Here is a 20,839-nt window from a genome sequence, read left to right on the forward strand (position 1 = left end):
TCGCAGAGCCTGGCATACCGGCACACTGTGCCACTGATCCGCCTCAGGCGTTTTCGGGGTCGGTCGGCACGCTGATGTCGCCGTCGATGATGCTCTGACGGACTTCCGACACCTCGTCTTTGACGCTCTGTGGGATTTCCGAGCCGAGCTGCTGGCCGTACACCGCTTCGACACCGTTCTGTTCGAGGCCGAGCGTGTTCACACTGCCGCCCTCGAAGTTATCGTTGACGACTGATTCGACCGACGTGTACACCGCGTTGTCGACGCGCTTGACCATACTCGCGAGGATAACGTCGCTGAAGTTCTCTTTCGTGACCGACTGGTCGCGGTCGACGCCGACTGCGAAGCGCCCGGCCTCCTGGGCCGCACGGAACACGCCAGTCCCGGTGTTACCGGCCGCGTGGTAGACGATATCCGCACCGGAGTTGTACATCGAGAGAGCCGCCTCCTGGCCGCCCGATGGGTCGTTGAAGTCGCCGACGTAGGCTGTCTGGACGTCGACATCCTCCTCTGCGTGCTTGACGCCGGCTTTGTAGCCGGCTTCGAAGCGGCCGATGAGGTCACCCTCGACGCCGCCGACGAAGCCGACGCTCGCGGAGTCACTCTGCGTGGAGCCGGCGCCAGCCGAGAAGTCCTGACTGGTCAGCTTCGCAGCCATCAGCCCAATGAGGAACGAGCCCTGATGCTCACCGAATACGTACGAGCCGACGTTGTCCGATTCGACGACGGAGTCGACGATCATGAAGTTCTGCTCGGGGTACTGTTCGGCGTTCTCCGTGAGGGCGTCCGCCTGCAGGAAGCCGATACAGCAGACGAGGTCGTAGTCCGGGTTCGAGGACTGTGCGTACTGCTGCTGGAGGCTGCCGAAGTCCTGTACCGCTTCCGGCTGCGACTCGTCGTATTCGATGTTTAGCTCGTCTGCTGCCCGAATAGCACCGGTCTGGGCCTGGTCGTTGAACGACCCGTCGCCGAGTCCGCCTGTCGCGTACACCATTCCGATACGAGCGGCCGGACCACTGTCGCCGCCGTCTCCGCCGTCTCCGCCGTCGCCGCCGTCTCCGCCGTCGCCGCCGTCGCCACCGTCGCCGCCGCCAAGGCAGCCGGCTAACCCGATTGCAGTTGCGGTACCAACACTACTGATGAACGTGCGTCTTCGCTGTGACATGTCCCACCAGCGGTGTCGATAGGCGTTAAAGACTTCGGTGTCGCACATTAGCCACATCGGCGACAAACCATGGCAAGGCGGGCCGGTCACTGTTCGCTGTCGACGCCGCGGACATTTTATGTACTGGGTGTGAACGGCTGGCAATGACAGTCTGGTCGCGTTCACACAGCAACAACTGGCAGGCTCAAGCGGAGTTCAGCACGCGGTGACTACCGTCGTCTTCTGGGCGCTGGTCGTCCTCGCGACAGTCACCGGCCTTGTAACGGCCTGGACACTCGGTGCGAACAGCAACTCACCGCCGTTCGCCCCAGCCATCGGTGCAAACGCCATCTCGACGATGCGCGCCGCCTTCCTGATCGGCATCCTCGCCGCGCTGGGAGCGCTGACACAGGGTGGGAGCATCTCGGAAACAGTCGGGGCCGGTCTCATCGACGGCGTCGCAATCACCTCGCTGGCGGCAGTCGCCGGCCTGCTGACCGCGACTGGGTTCATGGCGTTCGGTATCTACTCGGGCTACCCCGTTCCGGCGGCGTTCGCGACGACGGGCGCGATGGTCGGCGTCGGCCTCTCGCTCGGCGGCGACCCCGTCTTCGACACCTACCGCCGCATCGCCACCTTCTGGCTGCTCGTCCCGCCCGTCTCGGGAAGCCTGGCCTATCTCACCGCGACTGTGTTGCGTCGGGACGACATCCCCGAAACGGTCGGCGTCCCGTTGCTCGCCGGCGTTGTCGGCGGTATCGTCGCCAACGTCCAGTTGAGCATCATCCCGTCGCCTGCCGGCACCGACCAGGGCTCGCTGGCCGGCTTCGCCGCGATGGTCACCGGGACGGATATCGCCGCCGTCGCCGCGACGCTGCTCGTCGCCGCCGGGAGCTTCTACTACATCCGCCTGCAGACACAGGCCTCCGTCGACAAGGGTATCAAGACGTTTCTGGTCGTTCTCGGCAGCGTCGTCGCCTTCTCCAGTGGCGGCAGTCAGGTCGGCCTCGCGACCGGGCCACTCGAAAACCTCTACGGTACCGAACTCGGCCTCCCCGGGATCGTGTTGCTGGCGCTCGGTTCCGTGGGTATCCTCGGCGGCGCGTGGATGGGTGCCCCCCGCCTGCTACAGGCGACCTCCCGCGAGTACGCACAACTCGGCGTCCGCCGCTCCATTGCGGCGCTGGTCCCCGGCTTCATCATCGCACAGGCCGCCATCGCGCTTGGCATCCCCATCTCGTTCAACAACATCATCATCTCCGGAGTCATCGGCGGCGGCCTCGCCGGCGGCTCCGCCGGGGTCTCGCGCCGGAAGATAGGCGTGACTGTCGGGTTCTGGCTCATCACGCTCGCCACCAGCGTCGTGATCGGCTTCGGCGTGTATCAGGGGCTGGAAGCCGTCCTCGGCAGCCAAGCGTGAGTCGCCGCGTGCTGTCTCCGAGTCGTCGGCGTCGGTGACTATCGGACGACCGTCACTGTCACTGGCGCTTCGCTGACGACCGCCGTCGCGACCGTTCCGAGCAACCGCCGGGCGATCTCGTTTCGCGTTCCACCGTGGCCACCCATTACCACCTGATCCACGTCGACCGCCTCAACGTAGTCCAGAATCGTTTCTGCCGGATCACCTGTCTCGACAGCCGTTTCGATCTGCTGGCCGACCTCGCTGGCCTGCTGTGCCGCCCGGTCGACGAGATTCGTGGCCCGCTCGTCAGCCGCCGCCCGGCGATCCGCGCCCGGTTCGAGCATCCCACCTTCGCTCATTCCCGTGTCGAGCGGCGCAACGACGTTCAGGACTGTAATCCGACAGTCAAACGTCTCCAGCGCGTACGTCAGCGCCTCGTCAGCCAGCGGTGACCCGTCCAGCGGGACGAGGACGTGTGTCGGTGTCATATGTTCTCTCTGGAAGGGAGCTACAAGTAGCCAGGGGCAAGCGAGGCGTTGCTGGTTCCGTCGGCACCAGAGAATAGTCCAGTAACAACGACGCTGTCGCTCACGAGTTGTTCGCCACAGAAATAGTCCATCCTGGATTCGAACCAGGGTCGAAGCCCCCAGAAGGCTTCAGGATTGGCCTCTACCCCAATGGACTGTGCGCACTCTACAGTATCGGGTGCCCCTTTGTAAGCGTTGCGCGATTCGGTCGGACATGAAGCGTGTCAGCAGCCCGCACAATACTATCGGGAAGACAACAGCGTAACGCCTACGCCAGACAGTGAGACATCGACAGCGCTTTTTTCGGGTGCTGTGCACACTCGCATATGTACGTTGGACGATTCGTCGTTGTCAGTCCCGAAGTCGGTGCGTACCGCGTCTCTTCGCGCTCGTTCCCCAACCGCCAGGCAGTCCAGCGCGACGGGACAGTGACCGTCGAGCCGACGCCGGACGCGCCGGAGACGGACAACCCATACATCTCCTACAACGGTGTCCGGGTCACCGAGCGCGGCGCGGTCGTCGGCAACGGCTCCCACGTCGACCCAATCGCCGAAAAGCTCGAACTGGGCTATCCAGCGCGGGACGCCCTTGCTGAACCGCTCCTGTCGCTCGACTTCGAGAAGGACGACTACGACACGCCGCGGGTCGCCGGTATCGTCGGTGTCGACGCGGCGGACCCAACGACGAACGCCGACGGGCCGGGCGCGGTCATCGGGACCGTCCGCCGGGACGCGCTGCTCGTCGAGGAGGTCACCGAACCGACGCTGGTGGCGACCTACGAGGAGAACAGTCCCACGGCGTTCGGCCTGGCCGCCACCGACGCGGACGCGGTGGCCCGCGAAGTGTACGGCCACGAGTACGAACACGCCGTCTGTTCGGCCGGCGTCGCGGGGTCGGCGGGTGAGTTCGACGTGGCAGTGTACAACGGAGAGTGAGGATGGCAGCGAACGCACAGCGAACACAGATGCTGAGCCGGGACCGACACTCAAGACCCCGCAGGGGGTAGACACGAACAATGAAACTCGGGATACTCTCTGATATTCATGGGAATCGGATAGCGCTCGCGGCAGTGCTTGCAGATATGCCGCCGGTTGACGGGCTAGTCTGTGCGGGCGATGTCGTCGGTTACAATCCCTGGCACGCCGACTGTGTCGACGCGATGCGCGGGCACACCGACGCGCTCCCTGCAGACGCTCCCTGGCCGACCGAAGCGGTCCCGACGGTGATGGGCAACCACGACCGTGCCGTCGCCGCCGAGACGCCGTTCGCGTTCAACGGGATGGCCCAGGCCGGCGTCGAACACGCCACGGAACAGTTGTCCGACGAGCAGATAGAGTGGCTGGCGGCACTGCCCGACGAGCGACTGGTGTGTGACGAGCGGGTGAAGCTCGTCCACGGCCACCCGGACGACCCGGACCACTACACATACCCCGAGGAGTTCGGGCCGGACCTGCTGGGTGACGAGGACGTGCTCGTGATGGGACACACGCACCATCAGCACCACGAAGTGTACGAGGACGGTGTCGTGCTGAACCCTGGCAGCGTGGGCCAGCCTCGCGACAGGGACCACCGGGCCGCCTACGCTGTGCTTGACCTCGCGGACCTGACTATCGAGGAGCACCGCGTGGCCTACGACACGAGCGCGGTTATCGATGCGGTTACCGACGCTGACCTGCCGCGGCAAATCGGTTTCCGGTTGACACAGGGCCGGTAGCCCGGGAACAGCACGTCGGCTGTCGTCGGTAGCCTGCAGATACTGCAGCGGGAGGAGGGGATTTATGTCCGTGACCGCTACTGTGTTGCGTGGCGTCTCCATTCGAGGTCCTCGGAATCACGCCGGACGCCGACGACGGGGAGATCGTCGACGCGTACCGCGAGCGGGTAAAAGAGGCACACCCGGATCAGGGCGGGTCGGCGGCCGAGTTCCAGGCAGTCAAGACAGCCTACGAGCGACTGCAGAACGGGTACGAGCCCGGAGACCCCCTGCCCGACGAGGCGTCAGAGTCCGAATCCGAGGCCGAGGAGGCCCCGCCGGAACCGGACGACCCGATGGTAGAATTTCTCAATTTCGAGGTGCTCGAAGACCACGGCTGGGCACTGGAAGACGAGGACCTGTTCGCGAAAGCCGCCGACGCGAACCTGCAGTCGACTGATTTCGGGCGGTTCTACGTCGACCCGAACGACACGCTGCTTGAAGCGGCCGAAAAGAACGGCTTCGCGTGGCCGTTTGCCTGCCGTGGCGGCGCGTGCACGAACTGCGCGGTGGCAGTCGTCGAAGGCGAGATGCCGTCGCCGGCGAGCCACATTCTCCCGCCGGACCTCACCGAAAAGGGGATTCGCCTGTCGTGTATCGCCGCACCGGTGTCTGACGACGCGAAGATCGTCTACAACCTGAAACACCTCCCCGAAGTGAGCGAACTGTTGCTGCCCGCGAGCCGGTTCGAGCAGGCCTCCTCAACCGATTAAAAAGAATTCAGCGGTCAGAACACGTCCTGTACGAGCGAGAGGGCCTGTTCACGGTCCTCCCACGGAACGAACACGGAGACCGATGTTGCGGACGTAATCACGTCGTAGAGATGGATGTGCGCGTCGGCAAGCGGTGCGACGACCTGGTGAGCCAGCGCCGACTGGCTGGGGTCGCCGCCGGTGACGCGGATGACGGCGATATCGTCCTCGACAGTGACTGACGAGAGCGTCTCGTCGTCGACGATACGGGCGTGCAGCAGTGCTTCGGCCTCCTCGGCGTCGTCTTCGTCGACGTAGAACGTCAACGAGTCCATGCCCGAGGAATTGGCCTCGATGTTGATCTCCTCGTCAGCGATAGCGCCCGACAGGTCCGCGAGGATGCCCGGGCTGTTCCGGATAGCGCGACCGGCGACGGTCACGCAGGCGATTGGCTGTTCCTGCAGGTCGATCAGGTTCTGGAACTCGCCTTCTATTGAGGTGCCGCCGGAGAGCAGGTCGCCGTGCTGGTAGTGGACGACGCGAACACCGAGGTCGTCGCTCTTGTACGACAGCGCCGACGGCGCGACCACCTCGGCTCCGCGGAACGACAGCGAACGGAGTTCGTCGACGGATATTTTGCCGACGTTCCGAGCACCCTCGACGACCCGTGGGTCCCCGGTCATGACGCCCTCGACGTCGGTGACGATGACGACTTCGTCGGCGTCCATGTAGTCGCCCATCATCACGGCGCTCGTATCGGAGCCGCCACGGCCAAGCGTCGTCACGTTGCCTTGGTAGTCCTGTGCGAGGAAGCCGGTGATGACCGGGACGACGTCCTTGAGCTGGCCGGCCAGCGCGTGGGCGCGCTTCTGTGTCTCCTCGACGTCGACCTCGCCGTACTCGTCGGTGATGATCGGCCAGTCCTCGCTGCCGGGTTCGAGGAAGACCGCCTCGATGCCCCGGGCTGCGAGCGCGCCCTTGAGCATGCGGACGGAGGTCCGTTCGCCCATCGAGACGATTTCCGCGCGGTCCGCGGAGTCGGCGTCGTAGTTGATTTCATCGAGCAACTCGTCGGTCGTGTTGCCCATCGCCGAGGCGACGACCGCGACCTCGTGGCCCTGCTGGACGGCAGCGGCAATCGAGTCCGCGGCCCGGTTGATTCGGTCGCCGCTACCGAGACTCGTCCCACCGAACTTGGCGACTACGCGCATGCTACCACCGTGCCCGTGTGTACGTGAACCATTGCCCTCGCGTTATCCGTCGCTCGGGATAACTGTGTTCATCTGTGACCGCGTCTCACTGTCGACAGCGGCAGTAGATTCCGTCGTGCGAAGCCCTGTTGGCGCGAAGGCGGGGACAGTCCGGAGCGTCCGACACACCGTTTATTTGCGTGGGGTTCCCACGCACATGTATGGATATCCGCGACGCTATCGAAGACGACGCCGAACGACTGGCCGCCCTCGCTGACGGGCCGCCGGACGTGATGCGAAACCTCGTCCACGACCGTACCGTCCGCGTGGCCGAGGAAGACGACACCATTGTTGGGTTCGTGAGTTTTGACGCCGAGCGTGGGACCGTCCACGTGACGCAACTGGCCGGGTCAGGCAACGCCTGTGAGAAGCTCCTGACAGACCCGATTGAGTTCGCACGTCGAGAACACATGACCGTCGAACTCCTGCTCCCGGAAGACGAATCCGAAGTCCGAGCCGCCGTCGAGGCCGTCGGGTTCGCCTCGACCGGAAACGGTCCCCGGTTCGATGGGCAGGCGACGACACGCTACCGGCTGGAGCCAGAACGGGCGGAGCACTGACCGAGTCGAGACGTCTCGTCGCCGTCCTTCTACGAACGGAATTTGCGGTAGAGATACGCGATGCCGAAACCGCCGGCGACCAGTGCCGGGACCAGCGGCGCGTCGGCGGCCTTCGACACCTGTCGCCGAACCGTTCCGGTGACCGACGACGGTTCTTCGATGAGGTCCAGCACGGCCTCAGTGCTGTTTGCGACCGGCTCCGGCTCGTTCCCGGCTTCGGCGGCTGCCTCGGGGTCTTTGAGGAGATGGCCCGTGGTCAGGCAGACGACCGACTCGTCGCTGTCGACCTCGCCCTCCTCGCGGAGTTTCCGGAGACCGGCGACGGATGCCGCAGAAGCCGGTTCGACGCCGACGCCTTCCCCGGCGATGTCGCGCTGCGCTTCAGTAATTTCCTCGTCGGAGACGGCCACCGCAGTACCGCCGGTCTCCCGGATGCCCGGCAGCGCCTTCGGCGCGTTGACCGGGTTGCCGATGCGGATGGCGGTCGCGCGGGTCTCGACGTCGTCCCAGCGGCGGGTGTCCTCGTACCCCTCCTCGATGGCTTCGACCATCGGAGCGGCCCCCTCGGCCTGGACGCCGGTGAGTTTGGGCACCTGGTCTTCGGTTATCGCGCCGGCCTCGACGAGTTCGCGGAAGCACTTGTACAGCGCCGCGGTGTTGCCGGCGTTGCCGACCGGCAGGACGATGCGGTCCGGGTACTCGCCGTGGTCGGCGTAGAACTCCTCCATGATTTCCAGCCCGATGGTCTTCTGACCCTCCAGTCGGAACGGGTTCAGCGAGTTCAGCAGGTAGGCCTCGCCGCGGGCGGCGAGGTCCTGCACGATGTCGAGACACTCGTCGAAGTTGCCGTCGACTTCGAGAATCCGGGCGCGGTGGAGGCTCGCCTGCGCGATCTTGCCGGCCGCGACCTTCCCTTCGGGCAGGAGCACGAGCGTCTCCATGCCGCCGCGTGCGCCGTAGGCCGCAAGCGCCGCGGAGGTGTTGCCGGTCGAGGCACAGGCCAGTCGGTCGACACCGACCTCCTGAGCGACCCGGACACCGACGGTCATGCCGCGGTCCTTGAACGAGCCGGTGGGATTCATCCCCTCGTGTTTCACGCGGAGCGCGTCGACGCCGATGTCGTCTTTCAGGCGGGGCATCTCGTGCAGCGGCGTGTTGCCCTCGGGGAGCGTGACGCCTTCCTCGAAGGGCAGGGCGGCGTTGTACCGCCAGACCCCCGAGCCCTCGAACTCGTCGAAGGTCGGCAGATCGTCGTAGCGGACCTCAAGCAGGCCATCACAGTCGTCGCAGGTGTAGCGAATCGCGTCGAACGGAGCGAACGTCTCACCACACTCGATGCAGGCCAGCCAGACGCCGTCGTCGGCAACCGGCGGCACGTCGTCGGTGAGTTGCAGGTCAGCCATTGTCGGGACCATGCTCCCAGTATGCAAAAGTCGGACGGTTGCCGGCCGTACGCCCGACTCACTCGCCGGGGCTGGCGTCGAACTCGTCGATGCGGTGGTGGACCGCGGCGGTCCACTCCTCAAGCGTCTCGTGCATCAGTTCGCGGGCCTCCGACAGCGGTGTCGCGGTGTACTGGTACACGTGGCCACCGCCGTCGAGGAGGCGTCGTTTCCGCGTCGCAAGCCCCTTCTCGCGGAGCGTCGACAGCGACCGGTTGACGTTCGAGCGGTCCCGGCCGAGTTCGTCAGCGAGTTCCTCGACAGTGCTTGCTGGTGCCTCAAGCAATGTCTGATACGTCCGTACCTCGTGTTCCTGAACACCGAAGACTGAGGCCATCACATCCGAAAGCTTCGGTTCGTCGTCGACCATCAGCTCGTGGGACTGGTCCGGAGAGGGGTTGACAGACATACCAGGCTGTACTGTGTGGACTCGGATAAACAGGGCCGTTACCTCGACCTCACCGGCCCGGAACCGGCGCTGAGCGGACGCGGAGCGGGCGGTCGGGTCACCAGCAGTCCTGTGTGAAACGTTGCCAACCAAACCGAAAAGGGCAGTGTTTCGGGTGGAAAACTGCCCCGGAACGGTCGTCGACACCGCCGGGCCAACCGCCACTCCCACTCGGGGCCCAAACGCTAACCACGAGACGCCCGTGGGTCTGACCATGGGTTCGGGACCACTCTCAGAGACAGCCACACTCGTTACCGGAGCGAGTTCGGGTATCGGCGCGGCAACCGCTCGGAAGTTGGCACGCGACGGAGCCGACGTAGCACTGGTCGCCCGCCGGGAAGACCGCCTCACTGAACTGGCCGACGAAATCACCGCCGAGCACACCGTCGACACCCAAGTGGTGCCGGCCGATGTTAGCGACCGGACGCAGGTCACGGCCGCTGTCGAGTCCACCGTCGACACGCTCGGCTCGCTCGACGGCGTCGTCGTCAACGCCGGAGTCGGCCGCGGCTCGGACGTGGAGACGCTGTCCGACGAGCAGTACCGGACGATGATGGAGGTCAACGTCGACGGCGCGTTCTACACCGCCCGCGAGTCGCTGCCGCATCTCCGTGCTGGGGCAGGGTCACTCGTGTTCGTCGGGAGCTTCGCCGGCCAGTATCCCCGGCCGTTCAATCCTGTCTACGCCGCGACGAAGTGGTGGCTCCGCGGGTTCGCCCACAGCCTCGCCGGGCAGGTCGGCGACGACGATATCGGCGTCACCGTGGTCAACCCTTCAGAAGTCCGGTCTGAGTTCGGCTCCGAGGACGGAACCTCGTTCAACGAGCGGTTCGAACCGGGTGAGGTGACCGAACCAGAGGAGGTAGCCGACGCTATCGCCTTCGCTATGCGACAGGAGCCACCGACGACGATAAACAGCATCGACGTGTTCCGACGGGACAAATTTAGTCACTTTTAGCCCACCACCTTTTTCAGCGTCGGGTTCGCGCGAAGCGCTCCTCGAAAAACGTGGGCGAAAAAGGCGCGAATCGCTCTGCGATTCGCGTGAAACCGCGCGCCGACGGCGCGCGGTACAGCGGGCTCGCCACAGACCGCCTCCGCCCGGCTAACCGTTCTAAATGTTCGGGCCGACCGGTTCTACGCCTGCTCAGACAGCCACACGAGTAGCCCTTTCTGGGCGTGCAGCCGGTTCTCCGCCTGGTTCCAGACGACGGCGTTCTCCGACTCGATGGCGTCGTCGGTGACTTCCTCGCCGCGGTGGGCGGGGAGGCAGTGCATGAACGGGCGGTCTCCGAGCAGGTCCCTCGTAATCTGGAACCCCTCGAAGTCCGCCAGTTTCTGCTCGCGTTTGTCCTCCTGGCCCATGCTGACCCACACGTCAGAGTACACCACGTCAGCGTCAGCGACGGCCGCTTCGGGGTCGTGGGTGGTCTCGGGCGCGTTGCCGAAGGCGGCGGCGCGGTCGGCCACGTCGTCGGCGATGCCGTAACCCTCCGGCGTGGCGACGGTCAGGTCCAGCCCGACCATCGCCGCGCCGATGACGAACGACTGGCAGACGTTGTTGCCGTCGCCGACCCACGCCACGGACACGTCCTCGAAGTCGCCGAACTCCTCGCGGACGGTCAGCAGGTCGGCGAGCGTCTGGCAGGGGTGGGCGTCGTCGGTCAGGCCGTTGATGACTGGCACGTCGGCGTACGCGGCCAGTTCCTCCGCGTCGGCGTGGTCGAACACGCGGGCCATGATGAAATCGACGTAGCGGCCGAGCGCGCGGGCGGTGTCCTTGACCGGTTCGCCGTGGCCCAGGTGGATGTCGTCGGGGCCGAGAAAGACGGCATGGCCGCCCAGTTGCGTCATGCCCGTCTCGAAGGAGACCCGGGTCCGCGTCGAGGGTTTCTCGAATATCATCCCGAGCGTCTGCTGGTCAAGCAGGTCACTCGTGCTTCCCTCGCCGTGGTCGGCTTTGATGGCCGCGGCGCGGTCGAGGACGGTGGCCAGTTCGTCGGTCGTGAGGTCATCGACGTCGAGTATATCCATGTCAGTCCTCCAGCATGCGTTCGGTCGCGGTTTCGAGCACTGCAACGGAGCGGTCGTACTCGTCGAGCGGGAGGTGCTCGTTCGGCGCGTGGTCCAGATCAGAGTCGCCGGGTCCGTAGGTCACCATCGGACAGTCCCACGCCTTCGCGTAGACGTTCATGTCGCTGGTGCCGGTCTTGCGAAGTAGTGTGGGCTCGCCACCCTGCTGCCGAATCGCGGCCCGGAACGCCCGGGCGGCGCTGGTTCGGGGGCTCTGCATCACCGGCTCGACCTTGTCGTCCCAGTTGACCGTGCCGTTCTCCAGAAATCCGTCGGCGATTTCGCGGATCTCGCTGGTACTGTACTCCGGCGGGACCCGCAACTGGACGTCCATCGTCGCCTCGACGCTCAGCCCGTCGGTCGACGTGCCGCCCTTGAACTCGACCGGCTTGCAGGTGACGCGCTCGAAGACGGGGTGCCACTCGTCTTTGGCGAACTCGTCTTCGACAGCGGTCCACCAGTCGATGGCGTCCTGAATGGCGTTGTTCTCCGGGCGCGAGGAGTGGCCGGACTCGCTCGTCGCGACGTAGGTCCCGGCCAGCAGACCGCGGTATCCCAGCGTGATGCCCTCCCAGCCGGACGGCTCGCCGTTAATGACGGCCCCCGGTGCCGACTCGCGGTCCTCGACGAGGAACCGGGCACCGGTCGAGTCGACCTCCTCACCGACGACGCCGACGAAGGAGGCCCCGGTGCGGACGGCCGCGACGGCCATCGCACACAGCGGCCCCTTCGCGTCGACGCTACCGCGGCCCCACAGCACGTCGCCCTCGTCGGTCTCCTCGACGCGGACCGGGATGTCGCCCGGCACGGTGTCGATGTGGGAGGTGAGGAGGACGCTGTCGTCGGCGGGCGCGCGGACGTTGCCGACCTCGTCGAGCCACGCCTCGCGGTCGTGGGACTCGAAGAACTCGACGAGTCGCTCGGCCGCCTCCGCCTCGTTCCGCGAAACCGATGGGATACGGACAACTGCTTCGAGTAGGTCGCGGGCCTCTGTGTCGGCCTCGCGCGTCGCGGCTTCGCTCATCCCACCACCTCCGCCATCGCGTCGACGACGGCGTCGGCGTGGGCCTCGTCGATGGTCAGCGGCGGGAGCAGGCGGACCACGGTGCGGCCGGCCGGCAGCGCGAGCACCTGGTGGTTCAGGGCGAGCTTCTTCAGCGCCGCGTTCGCGCCGCGGCCGACCTCGACGCCTATCATCAGGCCCTCGCCGCGGATGTCCCGCACGTCGTCGCCGATGGTCGCTTCCAGTTCAGTCAGGAGGTAGTCGCCCATCACGGCGGCGTTACCCGGCACAGAGTCCTCAATGATAGTCGAAACGGTCGCGCCGGCAGCGGCGGAGATGACCGGCCCGCCGGAGAACGTCGAGGCGTGGGAGCCGTAGTTCTCGGCGATCCAGTCCCGACACAGCGTCGCACCGATGGGGAGGCCGTTTCCGAGGCCCTTCGCCGCGGTTATCATGTCCGGCGCGACGGCGGCCCGCTGGGAGTTCCACAGCGCGCCGGTCCGTCCCATACCGGTCTGGACCTCGTCGAAGATGAGCGCCGCCCCGGCGTCCTCGGTAATCTCCCGGGCGGCTTCGAGGTAGCCGTCGGAGGTGGGGTTGATGCCGCCCTCGCCCTGGACCGGTTCGACGATGAACGCGGCGGTGTCCTCGTCGACGGCCTCGGCCAGCGCCTCGCTGTCGTCGTAGGGGACGAACTCCACGTCGCCGATGAGCGGCTCGTAGGGCTTCTTGTACTTGTCCTTCCAGGTCGTCGCCAGCGCGCCCATCGTCCGGCCGTGGAAGCCCTGCATCGTCGCGACGATTTTGGAGTTCCCCGTGGCCGAGCGGGCGAACTTCAGCGCCGCCTCGTTGGCCTCGGTCCCGGAGTTACAGAGCCAGGTCTTGTCGATGGGGTCCGGCGCGGTGTCGGCGAGCAGGTCGTACAACGCCGTCCGCTCGGCGTTCGGGTACGACGCCTGGACGTACGTTATCTTCTCTAGCTGCTCGCTGACGGCGCTCTGGACCGCCGGGTGCTTGTGTCCCAGCGGGACACAGGCGTAGGACGCGCCCATGTCTAGGTACTCTGTGCCGCTGTCGTCGTAGACGTAGGCACCGTCGCCGCGTTCGATCTGGATGGGTTTCTCGTTGAAGACGAATCCGCTCATTGTTCCTCCGTCGCTGTCTGGTCTGTGTCCTGTTCGAGTGCGCTCGCGTAAACGTGGGTGCCGCCGCCGTCAAGCGCCGAGTGAATCGGTGACTCGGCGTTGGCGTCAGCCACGACCGCCTCGGTCGCGCCGCCGTCGAGGGCCTCCTCGACGGCCATTATCTTCCGGCCCATGAAGCCCTCGGCCGCGTCTTCGAGGGCGTCCCAGTCGGCCGCCGTCTCGACCGATTCGATTAGCGTCGACGGGTCGTCGGGGTCCGCGTAGACGCCCTCAACGTCGGTCAGGAGTACCAGCGTCGCGTCGAGTTCGCCGGCAATCGCCGCGGCCGAGCGGTCGGCGTCGGTGTTGACAGGAATGATTTCGTCATCGTCTTTGCCGGCCATCGGCGGAGCCGCGACGGGCGTGTATCCGTCGTCGAGCAGCGTCTCCAGCAGGTCGCCGTTGACCTGCTTGATCGTGCCCGAGTGGTCGCCACGGCGGATTTTCTTCGTGCCGTCCTCGACGACCCGCACCGCGGACTTGCGCGGTCCGTAGAGCAGTTTGCCGTCGACGCCGTTGAGACCGACCGCGTCGACGCCCTCGCTCTGGAGCCCGGCGACGAGCTGGGTGTTGAGGTGACCGAAGGCCATCTCGAACACCTCCATCGTGGTCTCGTCGGTGAACCGGCCGACGACGCCCGACGGCGTCTCGACGTACTCCGGTTCGACGCCGAGCCGTTCGAGCGTCTTGTCGACTTTGGTCGAGCCGCCGTGAACCACGACGACCCGCTCCCCGTCGGCCACTAACGATGCCACGTCCGCAAGCGCCCCCGCGGGGTCGACCGCGCGAGCGCCACCGACTTTGATAACGACTGTCATAGAAAATCACTCCAGGGGTTACGGTGCGCCGACGGGGTGGAGCCCCTGGAACTCCAGGCCCGCCGTCTCTTCGATGCCGAGGGCGACGTTGGCCGCGTGAACGGCCTGTCCCGCCGATCCCTTCATCATGTTGTCGATGGCCGAGAACACGACCAGTCGCTTGTTGCCGGGGTCGAGTTCGAAGCCGACCTCGGCGCGGTTCGTGCCCGCGACCGACTTGGGTTCGGGGTAACGGTAGACGCCGCCACCGCCGGCGACGAGTTCGACGAACGGTTCGTCCTCGTACTCGCCGCGGTAGGCTCCCCAGAGGTCGCCCTTCGAGACGGGGCCCTCGGGGAAGACGTGACAGGTCGCGCTCGCGCCACGAATCATGTCCACCGCGTGGACGGTGAAGGACACGTCGATGCCGAGGAACTGCTGAATCTCGGCCTCGTGGCGGTGGCCCGTGGGCGCGTACGGGCGGACGACGCCCGAGCGCTCCGGGTGCGAGGAGGCCTCGCCGCCGCCGGCCCCGCCCTCGCTGGAGCCGACCTTCACGTCGACGACGACCTGCTCGTCGCCGCTCAGGATGTCGGCCTCGAACAGCGGGAGCAGGCCAAGAATCGTCGCCGTGGCGTTACAGCCGCCGGAGGCGATGAGGTCCGCGCCGTCGAGGTTCTCGCGGTTGAGCTCCGGCAGCGCGTACTCGCTCTCTTCGAGCAGGTCCGGGCGCGTGTGCCCGTCGTACCACTCGTCGTACTGGGCCTCGGAGTTGAGCCGGAAGTCCGCCGAGAGGTCGACGACCGTGCCGGCGGCCTCCTGGAAGCGGTCTATCTGCTCCATCGAGACGCCGTGGGGCGTCGCGGCGAACAGCACGTCCACCGACTCCAGGTCCTCCGGCGAGGAAAAGCGCAGGTCCGAGTGCCGGAGGTTCGGATGGGAGTGGCCAACGGTCTTGTTCTCTTTCGAGCGGCTTGTCGCCTGGGCCAGTTCGAACTCGGGGTGGCCATCGAGCAGGCGGAGCAGTTCCCCGCCCGTGAAGCCGGAGCCGCCGACGACGCTTGCCGTGTAGGTCACGCGAGCCACCTCCAGTGGCGAGCGTGATGTCGCTGGTCGCAGCCCGCGGTGCGAAGCGAGCTGGAACGTCCAGCGGAAGTCATGCCGTCACCTCGGCGTCAGCCTCGGTCGCCGCCTTGGTTTCGAGCCAGTCGACGACCTTCGCGGGCACGTCCACGTCCGTGACCTCGTTCAGCGCCTTGAACTCGACTGTGTGGTTCACCTCGTGGACGGTGTAGTCGTCGAACTCGCGCGCTCGCGGCTGGTCGGCCTCGCTCTCCGCTACCCCGACCTCCATCAGGTCGATACCCAGCAGGCCGCCACCGACGGCGTCGGAGGCCTTCTCGACCAGTTCCAGCGCGCGGTCGTCCAGTTCGAACTCGGCGGTCTCTGCGCCCTTGGCGGCGTTGGTGAGCCAGTGGTCCGAGGAGCGGACCATCGCCGCGATGGGCTCGCCGTCGACGGCCAGCACGCGCATGTCGCGGCCGGGCTTTTCGACGAACTCCTGCACGTAGAATATCTTGTGCTCGTAGTGGCCGAGCGTCTCCTTGTGTTCGAGGATGGCCTCGGCGGCCGAGCGCGAGTCGATCTTCGCCATCAGGCGGCCCCAGGAGCCGACGACCGGCTTGAGGACGCAGGGGTAGCCGAACTTCTCGATTGACTCCAGCGCGGCGTCCTTGGTAAAGGCCACGTCGGTGTTGGGCGTCGGCACGCCCGCGGCCTCCAGCGCGAGGCTGTTGTTGACCTTGTCCGCACATGTGTCGGCGACCTCGGGGCCGTTGACGACCGGCACGCCGTAGGCCTGTGCGAACTTCGTCGCGTACACGCTGCGGCTGGTCGCCAGACAGCGGTCGACGACGATGTCCAGATCCTCGAAGGCCTCGGGGGCCTCGTGGATGTTGAACTGCTGTTTGCGAACGTCTATCTTCTCGATTTCGTGGTCGCGCTCGCGCAGTTCCGACAGGAGCAACTTCTCGTCCCGGCGGATACGCGAGTAGAGGAGTCCGACTTTCATACTGAGTCCTCCGTGGGTTCGCGGCTCGCGGCGTCGAGCGCCACGGTCACGTACGGCGTCGAGCGCCGCGCCACCGCGAACACCTCACTCACCCCAGTCCTCTTCGAGCTCGGGTGCGCTGTCGAGCTCGACGGGGTCGGCGCCGACGACTTCCAGTTCGGCACCGCAGGTGGCACAGTCAACGATCTCTCCGACTTCGAGGTTGTCGTGCAGGGACACGTCCGCCCCACACTCGATGCATTCTGCCATTGTAGTTCATCCTGTGACAGGGACACACTTAAAGCCTTCGAACATATCAGAATATTGAATTAGACATACCACGCTCTAATGGTATCAAAGCCCTATATCCGCCACGTCTCTGAGTTGTATATCAGAATTATGGTATAATTGTCCCACGAGGGGACGGTGGTCGCTCAGACATATCGGTCCACCTCCGTCTGGCGGCGGTCAGCCGCCTGTGAAACCGCCTGCCGGCGGGCAGTCAGTGCCTCGCTGTCGGCGGCGAGAGCGTCCTCAGCCACCGACACCTGCTCGACAACGGCGTCGGGATCCGGCCCGCCGCGAGAGTCCCGCATGGCGACACTTTCGGCGGGGTCGAGTGCGGCCACCAGCGCGTCGCGGTCAACGTAGGCTGACAGCGGCTCGCCCAGCACGTCCTCGGCGACGGCCGACAGCGCCGCGTAGTCGGGCGCGTCCTCGTCGGCCGCCAGCCCCGCCGCGGCCTCGGCGACGACCTCGTGGGCCGTCCTGAAAGGGACGCCGGCCATCGCCAGCAGGTCGGCCACGCCGGTCGCGGTGGCGAACCCGTCGGTGGCCGCAGCTACGAGGGTCTCGGCGGGCCAGTCGGCGGTCGCGACCGCGCCAGCGGCGACTTCCACACTCTCGGTGACGCTGTCGATGGCGTCCCAGGCGTGGCGGCCGGCACGCTGGAGGTCGCGGTTGTAGGCGCGAGGCTGGCCCTTGAGGTTGGTCAGCAGGCCGTTCAGCCCGGCGACGGCGTCGCCTGTGCGCCCGCGGACCAGTTCCAGTGTGTCGGGGTTCTTCTTCTGGGGCATGATCGAGGAGGTCGAGGCGTAGTCGTCGTCGAGGTCGACGTGGCCCTTGCTCGCCATCACGACCACGTCCTCGGCTAGCCCCGATAGGGTCGTCGCCAGCGTGGCGACGGCGCTGGTCGTCTCGACGAGGAAATCACGCGTCGCCGAGGCGTCCATCGAGTTCTCTGCGACGCCCTCGAACCCGAGGAGTGCAGCGGTACGCTCACGGTCCACGTCGAAGGGTGTCCCCGCAAAGGCGGCCGACCCCAGCGGGTTCTGGTTGACCCGCTTGTATGCATCCAGCAGCCGCGCGGTATCGCGCTGGAGTGCCTGTTCGTAGGACAGGACCCAGTGAGCGACTGTCGTCGGCTGCGCGGGCTGGAGATGCGTGTAGCCCGGCATCACCGTCTCGCGCTCGGCGCGAGCCACCTCGATGAGTTGCTCGCGGGCCCCGATAACGGTCTCCATGAGGTCCAAAATGTCCGCGCGCAGGCGGTAACGGATGCAAGCCGCCACCTCGTCGTTGCGCGAGCGAGCGGTGTGCATCTTCCCGCCCGACTGCCCGACGCGGTCGATGACGGCGCTCTCGATTGCCTCGTGGACATCCTCGCCGTCAGGCAGCGCACCGTGGCCGGCGTCCTCCACGTCCGCCAGCGCGGCCAGCACCTCGCCGGCCGTCTCGCGGTCGATGATCTCCTGTTCGGCCAGCATCACGACGTGGGCGCGGTCAACCGCGAGGTCGGCCGCGAAGATACGCTCGTCGTCCGACAGCGAGGAGAGGAACGACCGTGCCGGCCCGCCAGCGAAGCGGTCGCGGCGGACGACCGTCTCATCGCCGCCGTCCGCGTCTGCCGCGGCATCGCCGCGGTCCGCGTCCGCCGTCTCGTGGTCCTCGCCGTCGCTCATTCGCTTACTCCTCCGTGGCCCCGCTCGCGTCGTCGGATTGGTCGCCGCTGCCGTCCGTGACAGCAGCGCCCTTCTTCACGTCGTCGAGAACCTTGTTCGCGAGGCGGGACTGGAAGCCGTGGTACTTCGCGACGCCGGTCGCGTCCTGCTGGGTGATACCGCCGGAGACGTCCTCCTCGTTGAAGGAGGCCGCCGACTCGCTGTAGACGGCGTAGTCGGACTCACGGGAGACGGCGCGGCAGTGCCCGCCTTCGAGTTTCACGGTGACGGTGCCGGTAACGCGCTCGTTCGTGTCGTCGATGAACGCTTCGAGCGCGCCCGTCAGCGGCGCGTCGACGAGGCCCTGGTAGGCCTTCTGGGACCACTCCTGGTCGACCTGGGCCTTGAACTGGCGCTCCTCCTGCGTGAGGACGAGCCCTTCGAGCGCTTCGTGGGCCGTCAGAAGCACCGTCGCTGCGGGGTGCTCGTAGTTCTCTCTCACTTTGAGCCCGAGCATGCGGTCTTCCATCATGTCCGTGCGGCCGATGCCGTGGGCCCCTGCCTGTGCGTTGAGTTGCTCGATGAGTTCGACCCCGTCGAGTTCCTCGCCGTCGACAGCGACGGGAACGCCTTCCTCAAAGGTGATTTCGACCAGTTCAGCGTCCTTGTCGGAGGGGTTGTCGGTCCACTTGTAGATGTCGTCGTCGGGGATGGTGCTCGGGTCTTCGAGTTCGGAGCCCTCGATGGAGCGGCTCCAGAGGTTCGTGTCGATGGAGTAGCGACCGCCATCGCCGCCCTCGACGGGCAGGCCCTTCTCCGCGGCGTACTCGTTTTCCCACTCGCGGGTCAGCCCAAGTTCACGCACCGGCGCGATAACATCGAGGTCCGAGTCGCGCCAGACGGCCTCAAAGCGCAGTTGGTCGTTGCCCTTGCCAGTACAGCCGTGGGCGACGGCCGAGCAGCCCTGCTCTTCGGCGACCGAGAGAATAGCCTTGGCGATGACCGGGCGCGCGAGGGCAGTTCCGAGCGGGTAGCCCTGATAGTCGGCGTTGGCCTTGACGGCCTCCATACAGAGGTCAGCGAACTCCTCGGTGGCGTCGACAACGTGCTGTTCGACGCCCAGCGCCTCGGCGGTCTCCTCGGCCTCCTCGAACTCGTAGTCGGGCTGGCCGACGTCGACGGTGACGCCGATGACCTCGTCGTAGCCGTACTCCTCTTTCAGCAGCGATACGCAGACTGTCGTGTCGAGCCCGCCGGAAAAGGCGAGTGCGACGGTTCCGTTTCCTTCTGGCATGGATGTGTTCTGCATTGGTTCCGTGGTGTGCCTGTCGGTTTCTCGATCAAACACCAGATCGAGTATCCCATCGAACCGACGACGACGGCGTCTAGCGACGAAACGAACCTGTCGAGTGAAGAGTAAGTAGTAGTGGGCCTAGAAACGGCCCGGTCGTCGTCGTCGTGGGGAGAAACGGAGGGACCCCTCGCTATCCGCAGCGAGCGGCGTGGAGCGAGAGGTCCGCGTCATGTATATTCTGCTGTGTGACTCGGGTACTAATAGTTTCCGTGTTCACAGTGTCGTGTGCATGGTCACCAAACACAGTCCCTCATAGCCATCACGTCGCCCGTAGCGGCCAGGACCGCCAGACAGACTGGCGTGTGCCGAAGTGTAAGCACTGTACTCGCCGTCTCTCTGGCTATTGGCCAGCGGCGGTGGTATCAGACCCGACACCCGGCGACTTTGTTTCGCCCCCGCTGGTGGCCGTCTCATTGGCTGGCGTCGTATCGGTGTCGTCCGGCCGTTCACTCGCCGGAGTCCGCTCCGGCCCACCTTCCGGACGGTCGCCTACTTCGGTTCTGTTCGCCGCTTCGGGGCCACGGTCGCCGGCAACGTCAGGTCGAGCCTGCTGTCCGACGTTCGGCCCGGCGATGCCCTGCGCGACAGCGGCGACTTCCGGCCCGCTCAGCTCGCTCGCGCGCTGTGAGAGAGTCTTGATCGCCGCCGCGTCGATGCCTTTCTGCTCCAGCGCTTCGGCGGGAAGCTGGCTGGCGGTTTCGTTCGTCTCGTTTGCCAGCCGCTGGACGTTCTTCGTCTCGGCATGGAGCTGTGCAGCCTTCGCTCGGTACTCGCCCTCGCTTATCGAGCCGTTCTGGCGGGCTTGCTCCAGCGCCTGCTTTCGCTGTTGGAGTTCGTCCAGTCGGGCCTCGGAGTCGTTCACCTGCTCGGCGACGACGGACGCCTTCGCAGCGTCGGTGTTCGCCCTCGCGACGCGGACCCCGAACGTTCGTGACTGGACCTCACCGTCCAGTTCGGCTCCCTGCACGCTGACGACGCCTGCCAACTGTGCGCCGGGGGGCGTCGCATTCTCATCTGCCTCTTCGGCCACCGTTTCAGTCTCCTGTGCCATCGTCACGGCGGGCACCGCGGCGAGCGTGCTCACCACGAGCACCACTGCCAGCAACACCGGGGTCGCTCGTCTCATTACACCCGTTGCTTGGCTCTCCAACATCCTATAAATAGGCGTCTATAAAGCCGGGTTATCACCGATTAAGCCGGATTAAAACCGCAATACAGGA

21 protein-coding genes are annotated in these 20,839 nt (G+C 66.0%); 6 read left to right on the forward strand and 15 right to left on the reverse strand.

Annotated features, from left to right (window positions below; all coding sequences use genetic code 11):
- Positions 1 to 43 precede the first annotated feature (43 nt).
- Positions 44 to 1,213 (reverse strand): BMP family protein, encoded by a 1,170-nt coding sequence (locus DVK00_RS06280; RefSeq protein ID WP_101351346.1) that lies wholly within the window; start codon positions 1,211 to 1,213, stop codon positions 44 to 46.
- Between the two features lie 157 nt (positions 1,214 to 1,370).
- Here DVK00_RS06280 and DVK00_RS06285 point away from each other — a divergent pair, with 157 nt between their 5' ends.
- Complete coding sequence (locus tag DVK00_RS06285) at positions 1,371 to 2,564, forward strand: inorganic phosphate transporter (protein ID WP_064288561.1); 1,194 nt, start codon at positions 1,371 to 1,373, stop codon at positions 2,562 to 2,564.
- A gap of 38 nt (positions 2,565 to 2,602) precedes the next feature.
- Here the strand turns inward: DVK00_RS06285 and DVK00_RS06290 are convergent, their stop codons facing one another.
- Positions 2,603 to 3,034: a universal stress protein gene (locus DVK00_RS06290; RefSeq protein ID WP_064288560.1), complete on the reverse strand. Its 432-nt coding sequence runs from the start codon at positions 3,032 to 3,034 to the stop codon at positions 2,603 to 2,605.
- A gap of 365 nt (positions 3,035 to 3,399) precedes the next feature.
- Here DVK00_RS06290 and DVK00_RS06300 point away from each other — a divergent pair, with 365 nt between their 5' ends.
- From DVK00_RS06300 to fer, 3 genes are all read left to right on the forward strand, one after another.
- Positions 3,400 to 4,008 (forward strand): IMP cyclohydrolase, encoded by a 609-nt coding sequence (locus DVK00_RS06300; RefSeq protein WP_101351347.1) that lies wholly within the window; start codon positions 3,400 to 3,402, stop codon positions 4,006 to 4,008.
- 80 nt (positions 4,009 to 4,088) lie between these two features.
- The gene (locus DVK00_RS06305) at positions 4,089 to 4,787 is read left to right on the forward strand and encodes a metallophosphoesterase (protein WP_101351348.1); all 699 of its coding nucleotides are present in this window, start codon (positions 4,089 to 4,091) and stop codon (positions 4,785 to 4,787) included.
- A gap of 89 nt (positions 4,788 to 4,876) precedes the next feature.
- Entirely contained in the window at positions 4,877 to 5,539 is a 663-nt protein-coding gene (gene fer / locus DVK00_RS06310; protein ID WP_064288558.1) for a ferredoxin Fer, read from the forward strand.
- A gap of 14 nt (positions 5,540 to 5,553) precedes the next feature.
- Here fer and DVK00_RS06315 read toward each other — a convergent pair whose 3' ends face one another.
- Positions 5,554 to 6,729, reverse strand: a complete 1,176-nt coding sequence (locus tag DVK00_RS06315; RefSeq protein WP_101351349.1) for an aspartate kinase — start codon at positions 6,727 to 6,729, stop codon at positions 5,554 to 5,556.
- Positions 6,730 to 6,929: 200 nt separating this feature from the next.
- Between DVK00_RS06315 and DVK00_RS06320 the strand changes: the two genes are divergently transcribed.
- Positions 6,930 to 7,328 carry a hypothetical protein gene (locus tag DVK00_RS06320; RefSeq protein WP_101351350.1) on the forward strand — a complete coding sequence of 133 codons (399 nt, stop codon included), beginning with the start codon at positions 6,930 to 6,932 and terminating at the stop codon, positions 7,326 to 7,328.
- A 29-nt stretch (positions 7,329 to 7,357) separates the two neighbouring features.
- Here DVK00_RS06320 and thrC read toward each other — a convergent pair whose 3' ends face one another.
- Together thrC and DVK00_RS06330 are read right to left on the reverse strand one after the other, a co-directional pair.
- Positions 7,358 to 8,743 carry a threonine synthase gene (thrC, locus tag DVK00_RS06325; RefSeq protein ID WP_101351351.1) on the reverse strand — a complete coding sequence of 462 codons (1,386 nt, stop codon included), beginning with the start codon at positions 8,741 to 8,743 and terminating at the stop codon, positions 7,358 to 7,360.
- Positions 8,744 to 8,789: 46 nt separating this feature from the next.
- Positions 8,790 to 9,179, reverse strand: a complete 390-nt coding sequence (locus tag DVK00_RS06330) for a helix-turn-helix domain-containing protein (protein ID WP_101351352.1) — start codon at positions 9,177 to 9,179, stop codon at positions 8,790 to 8,792.
- A gap of 253 nt (positions 9,180 to 9,432) precedes the next feature.
- Between DVK00_RS06330 and DVK00_RS06335 the strand changes: the two genes are divergently transcribed.
- A complete protein-coding gene (locus tag DVK00_RS06335; protein ID WP_101351353.1) occupies positions 9,433 to 10,176 on the forward strand; it encodes an SDR family oxidoreductase in 744 nt (247 codons plus the stop codon).
- Between the two features lie 179 nt (positions 10,177 to 10,355).
- Here the strand turns inward: DVK00_RS06335 and argF are convergent, their stop codons facing one another.
- The 10 genes from argF to DVK00_RS06385 all read right to left on the reverse strand — a co-directional run bounded on the left by argF (position 10,356) and on the right by DVK00_RS06385 (position 20,745).
- Positions 10,356 to 11,252 carry an ornithine carbamoyltransferase gene (argF, locus tag DVK00_RS06340; RefSeq protein WP_101351354.1) on the reverse strand — a complete coding sequence of 299 codons (897 nt, stop codon included), beginning with the start codon at positions 11,250 to 11,252 and terminating at the stop codon, positions 10,356 to 10,358.
- 1 nt (position 11,253) lies between these two features.
- Positions 11,254 to 12,315: a [LysW]-lysine hydrolase gene (locus tag DVK00_RS06345; protein ID WP_101351355.1), complete on the reverse strand. Its 1,062-nt coding sequence runs from the start codon at positions 12,313 to 12,315 to the stop codon at positions 11,254 to 11,256.
- Positions 12,312 to 13,439: an aspartate aminotransferase family protein gene (locus DVK00_RS06350; protein WP_121535885.1), complete on the reverse strand. Its 1,128-nt coding sequence runs from the start codon at positions 13,437 to 13,439 to the stop codon at positions 12,312 to 12,314. Before DVK00_RS06350 ends, DVK00_RS06345 begins: the two co-directional genes overlap by 4 nt.
- Positions 13,436 to 14,296, reverse strand: a complete 861-nt coding sequence (locus tag DVK00_RS06355) for an acetylglutamate/acetylaminoadipate kinase (protein ID WP_101351357.1) — start codon at positions 14,294 to 14,296, stop codon at positions 13,436 to 13,438. Before DVK00_RS06355 ends, DVK00_RS06350 begins: the two co-directional genes overlap by 4 nt.
- 18 nt (positions 14,297 to 14,314) lie before the next feature.
- Positions 14,315 to 15,352 carry an N-acetyl-gamma-glutamyl-phosphate reductase gene (gene argC, locus DVK00_RS06360; protein ID WP_101351358.1) on the reverse strand — a complete coding sequence of 346 codons (1,038 nt, stop codon included), beginning with the start codon at positions 15,350 to 15,352 and terminating at the stop codon, positions 14,315 to 14,317.
- Positions 15,353 to 15,431: 79 nt separating this feature from the next.
- Complete coding sequence (lysX, locus tag DVK00_RS06365) at positions 15,432 to 16,346, reverse strand: lysine biosynthesis protein LysX (protein WP_101351359.1); 915 nt, start codon at positions 16,344 to 16,346, stop codon at positions 15,432 to 15,434.
- An 84-nt stretch (positions 16,347 to 16,430) separates the two neighbouring features.
- A complete protein-coding gene (lysW, locus tag DVK00_RS06370) occupies positions 16,431 to 16,595 on the reverse strand; it encodes a lysine biosynthesis protein LysW (RefSeq protein ID WP_004959888.1) in 165 nt (54 codons plus the stop codon).
- A 164-nt stretch (positions 16,596 to 16,759) separates the two neighbouring features.
- On the reverse strand, positions 16,760 to 18,286 hold the full coding sequence (gene argH, locus DVK00_RS06375) for an argininosuccinate lyase (RefSeq protein ID WP_101351360.1): 1,527 nt from the start codon (positions 18,284 to 18,286) through the stop codon (positions 16,760 to 16,762).
- A 4-nt stretch (positions 18,287 to 18,290) separates the two neighbouring features.
- Positions 18,291 to 19,559, reverse strand: a complete 1,269-nt coding sequence (locus tag DVK00_RS06380; RefSeq protein ID WP_121536164.1) for an argininosuccinate synthase — start codon at positions 19,557 to 19,559, stop codon at positions 18,291 to 18,293.
- Positions 19,560 to 19,959: 400 nt separating this feature from the next.
- The gene (locus tag DVK00_RS06385) at positions 19,960 to 20,745 is read right to left on the reverse strand and encodes a hypothetical protein (RefSeq protein ID WP_198560202.1); all 786 of its coding nucleotides are present in this window, start codon (positions 20,743 to 20,745) and stop codon (positions 19,960 to 19,962) included.
- Between the last annotated feature and the right edge of the window lie 94 nt (positions 20,746 to 20,839).

The sequence above is a fragment of the Haloarcula sp. Atlit-47R genome, from assembly GCF_003665985.1.
Lineage (GTDB): Archaea > Halobacteriota > Halobacteria > Halobacteriales > Haloarculaceae > Haloarcula > Haloarcula taiwanensis.